Source organism: Pseudarthrobacter sp. NamE2 (assembly GCF_005796205.1).
Taxonomy (GTDB): domain Bacteria; phylum Actinomycetota; class Actinomycetes; order Actinomycetales; family Micrococcaceae; genus Arthrobacter.
Genome location: NZ_VAHN01000013.1, coordinates 48193 through 61507 on the forward strand (window position 1 = coordinate 48193; position 13315 = coordinate 61507).

Sequence of the window (13315 nt, forward strand, 5' to 3'; positions counted from 1 at the left end):
CCCTTGGCTGTGAGCGCACGGAACAGTGCCCCCTAAGGCGAAATGTACTCCTACCGCAGCCGTTTGTGACCCCCGAATTTATTGCAATAGGGACTCGCCCACGGAGGACAAAAGGCGGTGCTGCCGCGCCCCTAGGATAAATCTGATGACTTCCCCCGACGACCAGCCGCCCTTCAGCCTCCGTGCCATCGCCGTGGCAGCTTTCGGGCCGACTTTGCTGTTCGGGATCGGGCAGGGCGCCATCCTTCCCGTGGTGGCCCTGACTGCCCGCGACCTCGGGGCCACAGTGGCTGTTGCGGCGCTGGTCGTCACGCTGATGGGGCTCGGTTCGTGGTTCTTCAACCTGCCGGCGTCGCTGGTGACGCTCAAGTTCGGGGAGCGCTGGTCCATCGTTGGTGCAGCCGTCGCGGCCGGGCTGGCGATGGCTGCCGCCGGCCTGTCCTTCCTGGCCCCGGACGGGCTGTGGCTGCTCGCAGCGGCGATGGCCGTCGTCGGAATGTCCGGCAGCGTTTTCGGCCTCGCGCGGCAGAAGTACCTCACCGAGGCTGTCCCGGTGGAGTTCCGCGCCCGGGCGCTGTCCACCCTCGGTGGAGTGAACCGGATCGGCGTGTTCATCGGCCCGTTCCTGGGTGCCGCCGTCATGCAGTTCTCGGGCATCGGCGGTGCTTACTGGGTGGGCGTGGTGGCCATGGCGGCCACAGCCATGCTGTCCCTCACCATCCCGGACCTTGCCGCTGCAGACGGCCCCGACGGCGGCACGGCCAACTTCCAGCCCACCCTCCGCAGCGTGGCGGTGTCCCACGTGGGGGTGTTTCTCTCACTGGGCACCGGCATCCTGCTGCTGAGCGCCCTGCGCTCCTCGCGGCAGGTGGTGATCCCGCTGTGGGCCGACCACCTTGGCATGGACGCCACGTCCGCCTCCCTGATCTACGGCCTGTCCGGCGCCATCGACATGCTCGTGTTCTATCCCGCGGGCAAGTTGATGGACCGCAAGGGGCGGCAGTTCGTGGCCGTGCCGTCCACCCTGCTGATGGGCACGGCGCTGCTGCTGATTCCCCTCACCGGCTCCTTTGTAGGACTTTTGTTGGCGGCCCTGCTGATCGGTTTCGGCAACGGCATCAGCTCCGGGCTGGTCATGACACTGGGGGCAGACTTTTCGCCGGACCGGGGCCGGGGCCAGTTCCTGGGGCTGTGGCGGTTCATGGCCGACGCCGGGTCCACGGGCGGGCCGGTGCTGCTCTCCGGGGTGACGGCGCTCGCCTCCCTGGGGGCGGGGATCTCGGCCACCGGCATCCTGGGGTTCGCCGCGGCGGCCGTGTTCGCCGTCGTGATCCCGCGCCTGAAGCACCGCCGCAACTACTGACGTGCGCTATCACTTTTGGTCCTTAAACCGGTGTTTGGGGGCCAAAAGTGATGGCGCAACGGGGAGGCGGTTATCCTCGACAGATGGACGAAACGGGGAATCCCACTCGGAGCAGCGCACTGCAGAAGGGTCTGTGGTGGCTGCAGGACTATGTCTACGCCGGAATGTGCCAGGTTGAGGGCATGCTGTCCCGCTTGCAGCCGGGCTCCTTCCACCAGGGCCACCGGAATCCGGTGGTGATCATCCCGGGAGTGTACGAAAACTGGCAATTCATGCTGCCGCTCATCCAGTCGTTGCACGACGCCGGCCATCCAGTCCACGTTGTGACCGTGTTGCAGCGCAACAAGCTGAAAATCCCGGCCGCGGCCCGGCTGGTGGCCCAGCACATGGAGGAGGCCGGGCTGCGGGACGCCTCGATCGTTGCGCACAGCAAGGGCGGGCTGATTGGAAAGTACGCCATGCTCAATTTGGATCCGGAGCAGCGCATTTCCCGGATGGTGGCCGTGTGCACTCCGTTCTCAGGGTCCAGCTACGCTCGCTACATGCTGCTGCCCAGCCTGCGGATCTTCTCGCCGCGCGACGGGCTCACCCTGGAACTGGCCCGTGAGGAGACCATCAACAGCCGCATCACCTCCATCTACGGGCCCTTTGATCCCCACATCCCGGAAGGCAGCGTGCTTCCCGGTGCCACCAACATCGAGCTGCCCACGGCAGGGCACTTCCGCATCCTGGGCGATCCGGAAACAGCCAGGATCATCGTGGAGCAGCTCACCCCGGTTGAACCGTGAGTTCCTTGGACAGGAATTACGACGCCGGGCGGCCGGCTCCGGAGGAACCTGACCATTCGCGCCCGGACAGCCCGGGTGAGCGGCGGCAGAGCCGGGGGGCCACTGTCCTGGCCGTGCTGCAGCGGCTGCTGTATCTGCTGGTCACCTTTGCGGTGGGGTGGGCGGTATGGTTTTTCTTGCTTTCCCGGCTGGCCCGCGGCCCGGAGCAGGCGTGGGTTTTCCTCCCGGTGTGGCTGATCCTGGCGTATGCCCTCCTGCCGCGCATCCACAAAATACTCAGCAGCCTCTACATCCCGGACTACTTCATCGGCCGGGCCCGCACGGGCGACGGCGTACTGGGGGATCCGGTGAACCTCGCCGTGGTGGGAACGCTGGAGGAACTGCGGCGCGCCATGATGTCCGCCGGGTGGGTTGAAGCGCATCCCATTACCCCGGCGACGGCCTGGCGGACGCTGACCTCCACCGTGATGGGGCGGAGCTACCCGCAGGCCCCGGTCAGCGCCCTGTACGTGTTCGGCAACAAGCAGGACCTCGCCTTCCAGCGCGAAATCGACGGCAACCCTCGCAAGCGCCACCATGTCCGGTTCTGGAAGTGCCCCCAGGGGTGGATGCTGCCCGGCGGGCTCTCCGTGGATTTTGTTGGCGCCGGGACCTACGACCGCAGTGTGGGCCTGTCCCTGTTCACGTTCCAGATCACCCACAAGATCGCAGACCGGACGGACGAGGAACGCGACTTCATCATCTCTACCCTTCAGGCTGCCCGCGCCGTGGAATCCGTCCACGTCATCCGCAACTTCTCCACCGGCTACCACCACCGCAACGGCGGCGGCGACGCCATCCGCACCGACGGGCACCTGCCGATCATCGACCTGTATGAGCCGGGCCGTCCGCCAAACGCGCCGCCGGATAAAAGCACCGGTCAGGGCACGGTTTAATTTTCGAATACCTTGAGCTTTCTTTGACTGTTTGCCCCCTTTGTTCCTGAGTTTGGTTGTGCATTGTTGTTCCCAGCAAGGCAGCAACCACCACAGTCTGAGGGGACACGTCATGAAGAACAGCACTCTGATCAAAGGCACCGCAGCCATCGCCGTGGGCGCGGCACTGCTGCTGGGCGGCGGCGGAACCCTGGCAGCCTGGAATGCGGAGGCCACTGCCACTCCCGGGACCATCGTTTCCGGTGACCTGGACGTGGTCAACGCCACCAGTGCCGGTGTTTGGAAGGACCGCGCGGGGGCGACCATCAACATCGCCAACTACAAGGTGGTTCCCGGTGACAAGCTCACTTACACGCAGGACCTGACCGTTACCCTGGTTGGCGACAAGATGGCCGCGAACATCACCACCACGGGCATCACGCCCACGAACGGTTTTACGTCGGCCAACGTCTCCGTTACCGGCCCCGCGCTCACCATTGGAACCACCCCCGTCTCCAATCCGCTTACACCTAAGGGATCCGCCCAGACGGTAACCGCGACCATCACATTTGAGTTCCTTTCGACCACCAGCGGGCGGGCCAACGTGGACGCCAGCTACAACTTCAACAACGTGGCATTCCAGCTCCAGCAGGTCGTGGCAGGCTCCGGCCTCGTCGCGCAGTCCTAGTTCAACGCCGGGCGGGTGGCCGCGCCGCCCGCCCGCAACCCCCCGGACATCAGGACCAGGAGGAGACCATGCGCATCAAGCGCCCACTGCAGGCGGCGGCACTCATCGCCGCAGCAGTGCTCCTGGGGCTGTTGACCGTCCAGGGAACGTACGCTCTATGGAGTTCCAGCGCTTCAGCTGCCCCCGGAACCGTGGCCTCGGCATCGTTCGATGTGGCGCTCACGGCAGTTCCATCGGGGCAGGCAACCACCATGTCCCTGGCCTCCGGCCAGCCCGCCAACCTGGCCATCAGCCCAGAGGGCACGCTGAGTCCCGGCGGCTCGGTGTACGGGGGAGTGGTGATTGCCAACAACACCAATGCCGGCGGCGCCTTCACCACGGCCGTAACCGTAGGCCCGGCCGTGGTGAGCAATGTGTCAGGCGGAACCCTAGCGCAGTACGTGACAGTCAACGCAAAATCGGCGGCATCCGCCGCCGAATGCACCGCAACCGGCAGCTACCCGCCGCTGGGTTCGGCCGGGCTGGTCTCACCCGCCGTCGCCAAGGGCGGTTCCACCGTCTTCTGCTTCCAGGCCAGCCTCAGCCCCAGCGCCCCATCCACCGTGAAAGGACAGGCAGTGAACATCACCCTTCCGCTCACGGCACGTCAGCTCTGCGGGGTGCCCGGTGGCTGCTGACCTGACGGCAGGTCCGATTGCCGAAGAAAACGCCCGAGGGAAGGCTCCGCACCCGGCTGAACTCCCGCCGTCGGACGCTGCACCAAGCCGGCCGGAGAGCTCCGGCGCGTGGGCCGCCGTCGGACGCCTCGCCAGCATGTCCGCCATGATGATCGCGTTGTCCGCCGCGATCATCCTGATTGTGGTGCCGGTGGCAACGGGCTCGCAGACCTACACGGTGCTCACCAACTCCATGGCGCCCAAGTTCCCGCCCGGGACGTTCCTGGTGATGAAGCCGGTGCCGGTCAATGAGATCCAGTACGGCGACGTAATCACGTTCCAGCTCTACTCGGGACGGCCCGAGGTGGAAACGCACCGGGTGGTTGGTTTCGGCGCCACCCAGCAGGGCGCGAAGACGCTGATCACCAGGGGAGACAACAACGGGGCCAACGATCCCGAACCGGTCCGCGGGATCCAGGTGAAGGGCAAGCTGTTCTACGCCGTACCGTACGTTGGCTTCGTGGCGAATGCCCTCGGGAACTCAGACCGTGGTACCTGGACCGTCATCGCAGCCCTCGGCCTGATCGGCTACGGGGCAATCACGGTCTTCAGGTCGGTCCGCAAGTCCCGCGAAGACAGGACGGCTGAGGCGTCATGAGGCGGAGGTTCCGGAGCCTGCCCGGCGCGGCAGCCGCCGTCGGCGCCTTTGTGCTGACGGTACTGCTGGGTCTCGGGGGTGCGTCCGCTTCCGCCCTGTGGCAGCAAAGCGCGACGGCGACGATGGCAGTAAGTGCCGCCGCCGCCTGGCCAGGCCCCGCCATAACTTCACTCACCTGCACGAACGATGCTTCTGAATCCACGGCAACGCTGCACGTTACTGTCCCTGCTACGGCCTCCATCAGCTACGCGGCACTGCAGTCAAACGGTTCACTCGGGCCAAGCTATGCCGGTCTTTCGAGCCTTCTGGCACTGACCCCCGGAAGCTTCATTTTGACGTCAAGCACCAATCCGTTGCTTGCCTCACCGATTATTCGCGACAATCCGGCAGGCCCGCTGACCGTTCGGGTGACGGCCACGTACGTGGACCAGACAACCGCTCATCTCGACATCGTTCTGCATAACAGCCTCTCCAACGGAAAGATCACCTGTCCGGTGTCTCCTGTGATGTAGAACGGCTGACCCTGCCGGGCTGGCGTTGGCGGTCCCGCCCCCTGCCCAGGCGCTGGTGTGTGAGAATGATGCCGTGACGCGCAGGATGGGTGTTGAAGAAGAGTTCCTCATCGTTGATGGCTTTACCGGGGCACCTGTGCCGCTGGGTGAAGTCCTGGACCAGCTCAGCGACTATCCGCGCCTGACCAGCGAGATGAAGCAGGAGCAGATCGAAACCTGCACCCTTCCGCGGCTCAGCCTCTCCGAACTGGCCCAGGACATCGGCGCGGGGCGGAAGAACGCGGACTCCCTGGCAAGGCGGGCAGGAGCGCGGGTGGCCGCGCTCGCAACCTCGCCCCTGCCCGTGGAGTCCACCATCGCCCCGGGTGAACGTTGTGCGCAGCTGATGGAGCGCTTCGGGCTTACGGCCGTCGAGCAGCTGACGGGCGGCTGCCATGTGCATGTGGAGATTGAGTCGGACGAGGAGGGCGTGGCCATCCTGGACCGCATCCGGGGCTGGCTGCCCGTCCTGCTGGCCATCAGCGCCAACTCGCCGTTCTGGAACGGCAAGGATTCAAGCTTCGCAAGCTACCGTTTCCAGGCCTGGACCCGTTGGCCCACCACGGGGCCGGCGAATATCTACGGCTCCGCTGCCGCCTACCACGAGGAAATCCGCCAGATCCTCGCTTCCGGCGTGCCGCTGGACAAAGCCAACCTCTACTTCGACGCGCGGCTCAGCCACAAGCATCCCACCGTTGAAGTCCGGGTTGCAGACGTGTGCCTGTTCGCGGACGACGCCGTCCTGCTGGCCGCACTGGTGCGTGGCCTTGCGGAAACCGCGGCGAGGCAGTGGCGCGACGGCGTTGCCCCGGTCCCGGCGTCCGTCACCCAGCTGCAGCTGGCGTCATGGCGGGCCAGCCGGTACGGGCTCGACGGTGAACTGGCGGACCCGGCGACGGGGACGCCCCGGGCCGCCTTCGAGGTGGTGCTGGCCCTGCTGGACCACCTCCGGCCGGTGCTGGAGGAACAGGGTGAGTTCGCCGCAGTGGAGTCCCTGCTGTTCCAGGTCCTGAACCGCGGGACCGGTGCTGCCATGCAGCGGCAGTCATTGGGCCATGCCTCCAGCTTGCGGGACATGGTGTCCGATGCCGTGCAGATGACCTGCCTCCCCACGACGATGCTGCGCGAGGCCGGCAACAACGTATTAACCATCTAAGGGAGGACGACGTGAGGATCGCCTTGGGGCAGTTCGGCGCCGGCACGGATCCGCGGGAAAACCTGCGCCTTATTGCCGGATTGATGGAGGCCGCCGCCCTGGGCAATGCCGATCTGCTGGTGCTTCCCGAATCCAGCCTCTATGCCGGCACGGGACCGCCCAGTGTTATGGCGGAAGTGGCAGAACCGCTGGACGGTCCTTTCATCAGCGGAGTTGCCGCGCTCGCGGGGAACCTGAACCTGCCCGTCGTCGTGGGAACCACCGAGGCCAGCCCCGGCGGCCTGCCCTACAACACGGTGGTTGCCCTTGACGCCGGGGGAGAAGTACTGGGCACGTACAGGAAAGTGCACCTCTACGACGCTTTCGGGCACCGTGAAAGCGATGGAACCAGCCCGGGAAGCATCAGCGAGCCTTACTTGCTCTCTCACGGCCAGCTGCGGCTTGGCATGCTTACCTGCTACGACCTTCGGTTCCCGGAAAGCGCCCGGTACCTGGTGGATGCGGGCGCCAACGTCCTCCTGCTGCCGGCCAATTGGATCAGGGGTCCGGGGAAGGAGGACCACTTCAACACCCTGGTGCGCGCCCGGGCCATCGAGAACACGTCCTACGTGGTGGCGGCCAATCAATGCGGCCCGCTTGCCACGGCGTACTCGATGGTGGTGGATCCCTTCGGGGTGGTCATAGCCAACGCCGGCGAGGCGCCCGGCGTCGTGTTCGCCGAGCTGGAGCCGGAACGTATCGCAGCCGTGCGGACCCGCGTTCCGGCACTTCAGAACCGCCGCTTCAATGTGGTGCCCAGGAGTGCTGACTGAGCCCTGAAAAGTGTGACCGGCTTGATACCGGGATTTGACGCCGTCGAAACATTCAGGACCTGACGCCCCCATAAAATTAGAGGCAACCAAATCTCCCGGAAAGGATCGAAGTGCACGCAACCGACGCCGCGATGAAACCCGTCATCGGCCTCACCACCTACCTGGAGCAGGCGGGAACCGATGGTTGCGGCACCGTGAATGCGGCATTCCTGCCGGAGACGTACCTGAAACCCATCATCGCCGCAGGCGGAGTTCCCATCCTGCTGCCGCCGCAGCCGGTGGTGGCCGACGTTGTGGAAATGCTCATCGGCAGGCTCGACGGCCTGGTTGTTCCCGGCGGCTGGGACGTTGACCCCGCCCTCTACGGCCAGGCACCGCACCCCGAGACTGATGTTCCCCGTCCGGAGCGTGACGCTTGGGAGCAGGCCCTGATCCAGGAGGCCATCCGCCAGGACGTGCCGCTGCTGTGCATCTGCCGCGGCGAGCAGTTGCTGAACGTCACCCTCGGCGGAACCCTTCACCAGCACCTGCCCGATGTTGTGGGCAGCGGCCACTACCAGCCCGGCGGCTACAACTTCAACCGGATCGCGGTGGAAATCAAGGCCGGCTCTCGGCTCGAACAGCTGATCGGAGCTAACGCGGGGACGGTGCCGGTGTCCCACCACCAGGCCGTGGACAAGCTCGGCGAAGGCCTGGTGGCTTCCGCGTGGAGCGAGGACCAGGTGGTGGAAGCCATCGAGTATCCCGCCGCAAGCTTCACCATGGGCATCCAATGGCACCCGGAGGAGTTGCCGGAGGACTTCGGGCTGTTCCGCGGTTTCGTGGAAGCGGCGCGCAGCAAATTCCTGTCCCGGCTCCTGCCCGCGGCGCCGTCGGCTGTTTCCGGCGGGATCAACGCCACCCTTGCACGGCCTTCACTGGGATAGTGCCACTGGCCAGGCCCACAACATCCTTTCCTTGATCAGCAGGAACCGTCCCGGACAGCGCGCACGCGCCTCGTCCCGGGACGGTTCTTTGCATTCTGCCTTGCCCTCGAGAAATAAGCATGCTTAGTATGTTTGGACGCTGAGGTTAAGCCAAATGCTTCACGGTTCTATCCATGGAGCAACGATGGCTGGTATTCGCAAAGTTTCAGATCCTGCCCGCACAGCCGCCCCCGGCAAGGGGCGCCGCAGGCAAGGGGCGAGGGCTCCATTTTCCACCTGCAGGGCAGCCTCGTGGACCCGGGACGGGTGAACCAGTGCGCGGACATCCTTTCCACCACCAGTTCCAACGTGATGCTCTACGCCGCCATGGACAGCTGGCGCCGCCAGATGGTCCAGGAGGGCAACGGCATGATTGAAAAGGCCCTTGAACTGCCCCGGGGCCTCCGCAGGGACATTGACGCCCTCCCGGGACTGTACGTTCTGGAAGACGAACTGGTGCACGCCGAGGCGGGCCTCTTCCTGGAGACGGCCATGTTGCCCCGCGACGACTTTTTTCAGCCCCGTGGAGGTCATCCCCATGGAAGAGGCCCCGGGGCGCATCGCGGCCGGGATGGTCCTGCCTGGTCCTTCAGATGCGACATTCAAGACCGGCAGGGTGGTTTGGGAGGAATCCCACCGATCGTTTTAGAAGCTCAAGGCTGTAGGGGGAGCGGTGCAACAAACAAGGAACGGAACGTCACATGTGCGGCATAGCAGGCGAAATTGCCTTCAACGGGAGAAAGACCTCCCGGGAGGCGGTCCTGAAGATGATGGAGGCAATGGCATCAAGGGGACCTGACGGACGGGGAACATGGGAATCCGGCTGGGTTGCACTGGGACACCAGCGGCTCAGCATCATCGACCTCTCAGAGGCGGGGGCGCAGCCCATGGTGGACGACGGCGGGCTGACTGTCACCTTCAATGGCTGCATCTACAACTACAAGGAACTGCGGCGCGAACTGGAGCCCGAGTTCACCTTCCGGTCCACCAGCGATACCGAGGTGGTCCTGAAGGCCTACCGGAAGTGGGGCGACGACTTTGTCCACCACCTGGTGGGGATGTTCGCGATAGCCCTGTACGACACGCAGCGGCAGGAGGTCCTGCTGGTGCGGGACCGGCTGGGCATCAAACCTGTATACGTCTCCCAGCTCCCGGGAAAGCTGCGCTTCGCTTCCACCCTGCCGGCCCTGGTGGCCTCCGGCGGCGTGGACACCTCACTGGACGAGGTGGCCCTGCACCATTACCTGAGCTGGCACTCGATTGTTCCTGCGCCGCGGTCCATCCTGCGCGGGGTCCAGAAGCTGCCTGCGGCCACCATCCGGACGGTGCGCGCGGACGGGACGTGGCATGACCGCGAGTACTGGAAGCCGGAGTATACCCGCCGTCCCGAACGTGCGGCATGGACCGTGGAGGACTGGCAGGAGGCTGTCCGGGCCGCCTTGAGGACAGCGGTACGACGGCGGATGGTCGCCGATGTACCGGTAGGTGTCCTTTTGTCCGGCGGCCTGGATTCCAGCATCCTGGTTGCCCTGCTCGCCGAGGAGGGCCAGCACGGGCTGTCCACCTTCAGCATCGGCTTCGACGGAGCCGGCGGGGACTCCGGGAACGAGTTCGTGTACTCGGACCTGATCGCCCGCGAGTTTGGCACCCGGCACGAACGCCTCCACGTCAGCACGGCCGAGTTTGCGCCGTCCATCGACGGAGCCGTTGAAGCGATGTCCGAACCGATGGCCAGCCATGACGTGACCGCATTCCACCTGCTCTCAAAAACCGTCGCCCGGCACCTTAAGGTGGTCCAGTGCGGGCAGGGCGCCGACGAGGTGTTCGGCGGGTACGCCTACCACCAGCCGCTGGCTTCCGTTCCCCGCCCCGGGGCGCACGCGGCGTTCACCAAGAGCTTTGTGGACCACAGCCACGGGGAACTCCTGGAGATCCTCGAGCCCGAGTGGTACTCCGGCTCCGACGTCAGCAGCCGGGTGCTGGCCGAAAACCTGGCAGCCCCGGGAGCGGACACGGCCCTGGATGCCGTGCTCCGCCTGGATACCCACCTGCTGATGGTGGACGACCCCGTCAAACGGCTGGACAACATGAGCATGGCATGGGGCATCGAAGCCCGGGTCCCGTTCCTTGACCATGAACTCGTGGAGCTGGCCGCATCCTGCCCGCCGGAGTACAAGGCTTCCGGGGGCGGCAAGGGAATCCTGAAGGACCTGGGCCGTCAGCTGCTGCCGGCTGCCGTTGTGGACCGGCCCAAGGGCTACTTCCCGGTTCCCGCCCTGCGGCACCTGGAGGAACCGTTCATCACCATGGTCAGGGACGCCCTCCGCGCGCCGGCGGCGAAGCAGCGCGGGATCTTCCGGTCGGACTACATCGACGGGCTGCTGGCGGATCCGAACAGCCGGCGGACTCCCGTGAAGAGCAATGTCCTGTGGCAGTTCGCGCTGCTGGAGATGTGGCTGCAGCATCACGGGGTGGGCTGAGACATGGCGTCGGGCCCGGTGCTGGACGGACTCCGCCAGGCCGTCAAGGCCGACTTTCCCGCCGCCGTCGATGAACTGTTTTACGCCCCGAGCTAACCTTCCGCCCCCGGGAGGAGTTGGTGAAGGCTGGCTACCTCTTTGGTGGGTCCCGCCGTCGTGCAGCGTAGGCAAACATCAAGGTGGTGGCGACCGTCGCCAGGTATCCGGCGATGATGATCAGCGAGATCCCGGCCCAAAAGTAGTTGGTGGTGCTGGTTTCCTGCCACGGGCTCGGGGCGATGCGGATCAGCGAAAAGACGGCGACGGCGGCCGAGCCCAAACCAAGCAGCACCGGCAGCGTTACCCAGATCCGGGCCGAGCCGATGTGATGGTCGAACCCGTTCCAGGCGGTCCAGGCGCCCCGCCGGATGATGAGCCAGCCGGCCGGAATCATGAACGCGCCCACCAGCAGGAACGCCGCCACCACGTCGGCGGGCCGGTGCCACTGGTTGATCAGCGTGGACACCCCGGAGGCGATGGCGAACGTGCCGCCCACAAAACCGGCCATGGGCCGCCAGCGCGGCGACGCCATCAGGAACACCGCCGCGGCCGCTGACGCCGCAAGCGTGGTGTGCCCGGACGGCAGCGAGTTCAGTTCCAGCGTGACCACGCCCTTGTCCGGACGGGCCGGCAGGACATCCTTCAGGACCTGGGTCGCGATGTTCGCGCCGATGCACGCCGTCACGGCGATTCCGGCTTCCGTCCAGCGGCGCCGGATCACCGTCACGAACAAAACCACGACGGCGGCCATCACCAGGGAGATGGTGGGCAACAAGTCGAGGAACTTGGTACTCGCCTTGCCGGCGGGACCGTGGATGGCCACGGCCTCCACAAGGGCGGACTCGTCGATGAACTGGCCCGTGGTGGTCTGCACGAAGTAGTAGTACGTGGCCACCAGTCCCGCGACGCAGGCCAGGGTGGCGAGCACGAACAGGAAACCCGAACCGGGAGCGGGTCGGGCTGATGTCCTGGCCTGTGCCTGTCGTGAAAAAGTCATCGGAATAAGGGTGGCATAAAAAGCTGGGAGGCTGCCCGGGGCCGCAGCGGCGCGCCCGCCGCCGTCGGCCTCGTCAGGCTGTCCAGGTCCCGCCCCCGCTTCCGGCCGCCGGTACAGTGAGGTTCATGCCTGCTGCCAGCGAGCCCCCGCCCGTCCTGCCCACGGTTGACCAGCTCCTGGCCGCGGCGCACGTTGTCAGCCTGCCCATGCGCGTGAAGTTCCGCGGCATCATGGAACGTGAATCGCTGGTGCTCCATGGCCCCGCAGGGTGGGGGGAGTTCGGCCCGTTTCCGGAGTACGGCGATGCCGAGGCCGCCCGCTGGCTCGCCGCCGCCATCGAAGCGGCCTGGCACGGTTTCCCGGAGCCACTGCGCACAGCCGTTCCGGTCAACGCCACTGTTCCGGCCGTCCCTGCCGTAGGGGTGCCTGAGGTCCTGGCCCGGTTTGGCCGGGTGGACGCAGTCAAGGTCAAGGTCGCAGAGCAGGGCCAGAGCCTCGAGGAAGACGCCGCCCGGGTTGCGGCCGTCAGGTCCGCACTGCCGGAGGCTGCCATCCGGGTCGATGCAAACGGAGGGTGGGACGTGCCCGCCGCTGTGGAGGCACTGACCCGGCTGGCCGGCGTCGGACTTGAATACGCGGAGCAGCCGGCGCCAACCATCGAGGGCCTTGCGGAGGTGCGCTCGCGGCTGCGGACTGCGGGCGTTCCGGTGCTGATCGCCGCGGACGAGAGTGTCCGCAAGGAGGACGACCCCCTCCGCGTTGCCCGCGCCGGCGCCGCGGACCTGATCGTGGTGAAGGTTGCGCCGTTGGGAGGAGTGCGGCGGGCACTGGACATTGTGGCGGAAGCCGGCCTTCCCGCCGTCGTCAGTTCTGCCCTGGACACCTCCGTGGGCATCCGCGCGGGGCTGGCGCTCGCTGCTGCGCTGCCGGAGCTGCCGTACGCGTGCGGGCTGGGCACGGTGTCCCTGTTCGAGTCCGACGTCACTGCGGACCCTTTGGTGGCCGACGACGGCGCCATCCGCCTGCGCGATCCCGCCGCCGATGCCGGGCTGCTGGAGCGGTACGCGGCTTCCCCGCACCGCCGGGACTGGTGGCTGGACCGGCTGCGCCGGGTGCACGCGTTGCTCACCCCCTGAAGCGTCTCCTCCAACCGTGACGCTCTTTTACATTTGCGCAGGTCATTCCCGGTTACCGGCGGGTTTACCCCGGGTTCACCTTGCTGACGACTCCGCGTAGAAACCGGCTGAC

The 13315-nt window shown here is 66.2% G+C and carries 13 protein-coding genes; 12 read left to right on the top strand and 1 reads right to left on the bottom strand.

Annotated elements, in window-relative coordinates; all coding sequences use genetic code 11:
* The first annotated feature begins 145 nt into the window (after positions 1-145).
* The 11 genes from FDW83_RS15020 to FDW83_RS15070 all read left to right on the top strand — a co-directional run bounded on the left by FDW83_RS15020 (position 146) and on the right by FDW83_RS15070 (position 11031).
* The gene (locus tag FDW83_RS15020) at positions 146-1363 is read left to right on the top strand and encodes an MFS transporter (RefSeq protein WP_138138886.1); all 1218 of its coding nucleotides are present in this window, start codon (positions 146-148) and stop codon (positions 1361-1363) included.
* Between the two features lie 83 nt (positions 1364-1446).
* Positions 1447-2151 carry a triacylglycerol lipase gene (locus FDW83_RS15025; RefSeq protein ID WP_138138887.1) on the top strand — a complete coding sequence of 235 codons (705 nt, stop codon included), beginning with the start codon at positions 1447-1449 and terminating at the stop codon, positions 2149-2151.
* Between the two features lie 5 nt (positions 2152-2156).
* A complete protein-coding gene (locus FDW83_RS15030; RefSeq protein WP_240721004.1) occupies positions 2157-3086 on the top strand; it encodes an LssY C-terminal domain-containing protein in 930 nt (309 codons plus the stop codon).
* Positions 3087-3198: 112 nt separating this feature from the next.
* Positions 3199-3753 (top strand): alternate-type signal peptide domain-containing protein, encoded by a 555-nt coding sequence (locus tag FDW83_RS15035; protein ID WP_138138888.1) that lies wholly within the window; start codon positions 3199-3201, stop codon positions 3751-3753.
* Between the two features lie 68 nt (positions 3754-3821).
* Positions 3822-4430: a SipW-dependent-type signal peptide-containing protein gene (locus FDW83_RS15040; RefSeq protein WP_138138889.1), complete on the top strand. Its 609-nt coding sequence runs from the start codon at positions 3822-3824 to the stop codon at positions 4428-4430.
* Positions 4420-5067 (top strand): signal peptidase I, encoded by a 648-nt coding sequence (locus FDW83_RS15045; RefSeq protein WP_240721005.1) that lies wholly within the window; start codon positions 4420-4422, stop codon positions 5065-5067. Before FDW83_RS15040 ends, FDW83_RS15045 begins: the two co-directional genes overlap by 11 nt.
* The gene (locus FDW83_RS15050) at positions 5064-5579 is read left to right on the top strand and encodes a hypothetical protein (protein ID WP_138138890.1); all 516 of its coding nucleotides are present in this window, start codon (positions 5064-5066) and stop codon (positions 5577-5579) included. The genes FDW83_RS15045 and FDW83_RS15050 overlap by 4 nt, the downstream gene beginning before the upstream one ends.
* Before the next feature lie 73 nt (positions 5580-5652).
* Positions 5653-6774 (top strand): glutamate--cysteine ligase, encoded by a 1122-nt coding sequence (locus FDW83_RS15055; protein ID WP_240721006.1) that lies wholly within the window; start codon positions 5653-5655, stop codon positions 6772-6774.
* Positions 6775-6785: 11 nt separating this feature from the next.
* Positions 6786-7586, top strand: coding sequence for a carbon-nitrogen hydrolase family protein (locus FDW83_RS15060; RefSeq protein ID WP_138138891.1), 801 nt, complete (start codon positions 6786-6788; stop codon positions 7584-7586).
* A 110-nt stretch (positions 7587-7696) separates the two neighbouring features.
* Positions 7697-8512 carry a gamma-glutamyl-gamma-aminobutyrate hydrolase family protein gene (locus FDW83_RS15065; RefSeq protein ID WP_138138892.1) on the top strand — a complete coding sequence of 272 codons (816 nt, stop codon included), beginning with the start codon at positions 7697-7699 and terminating at the stop codon, positions 8510-8512.
* Positions 8513-9252: 740 nt separating this feature from the next.
* Complete coding sequence (locus FDW83_RS15070; protein WP_138138893.1) at positions 9253-11031, top strand: N-acetylglutaminylglutamine amidotransferase; 1779 nt, start codon at positions 9253-9255, stop codon at positions 11029-11031.
* Between the two features lie 130 nt (positions 11032-11161).
* Here FDW83_RS15070 and FDW83_RS15075 read toward each other — a convergent pair whose 3' ends face one another.
* On the bottom strand, positions 11162-12067 hold the full coding sequence (locus FDW83_RS15075) for a phosphatase PAP2 family protein (protein WP_138138894.1): 906 nt from the start codon (positions 12065-12067) through the stop codon (positions 11162-11164).
* A 125-nt stretch (positions 12068-12192) separates the two neighbouring features.
* Between FDW83_RS15075 and FDW83_RS15080 the strand changes: the two genes are divergently transcribed.
* A complete protein-coding gene (locus tag FDW83_RS15080; protein ID WP_138138895.1) occupies positions 12193-13203 on the top strand; it encodes an o-succinylbenzoate synthase in 1011 nt (336 codons plus the stop codon).
* The last annotated feature ends 112 nt before the right edge of the window (positions 13204-13315 follow it).

Excerpts from the sequence above, each read along its gene's own strand:
- FDW83_RS15020 (WP_138138886.1), top strand. The coding sequence starts at position 146 with ATGACTTCCCCCGACGACCAGCCGCCCTTCAGCCTCCGTGCCATCGCC.
- FDW83_RS15025 (WP_138138887.1), top strand. The coding sequence starts at position 1,447 with ATGGACGAAACGGGGAATCCCACTCGGAGCAGCGCACTGCAGAAGGGT.
- FDW83_RS15035 (WP_138138888.1), top strand. The coding sequence starts at position 3,199 with ATGAAGAACAGCACTCTGATCAAAGGCACCGCAGCCATCGCCGTGGGC.
- FDW83_RS15040 (WP_138138889.1), top strand. The coding sequence starts at position 3,822 with ATGCGCATCAAGCGCCCACTGCAGGCGGCGGCACTCATCGCCGCAGCA.
- FDW83_RS15050 (WP_138138890.1), top strand. The coding sequence starts at position 5,064 with ATGAGGCGGAGGTTCCGGAGCCTGCCCGGCGCGGCAGCCGCCGTCGGC.
- FDW83_RS15070 (WP_138138893.1), top strand. The coding sequence starts at position 9,253 with ATGTGCGGCATAGCAGGCGAAATTGCCTTCAACGGGAGAAAGACCTCC.
- FDW83_RS15075 (WP_138138894.1), bottom strand. The coding sequence starts at position 12,067 with ATGACTTTTTCACGACAGGCACAGGCCAGGACATCAGCCCGACCCGCT.
- FDW83_RS15080 (WP_138138895.1), top strand. The coding sequence starts at position 12,193 with ATGCCTGCTGCCAGCGAGCCCCCGCCCGTCCTGCCCACGGTTGACCAG.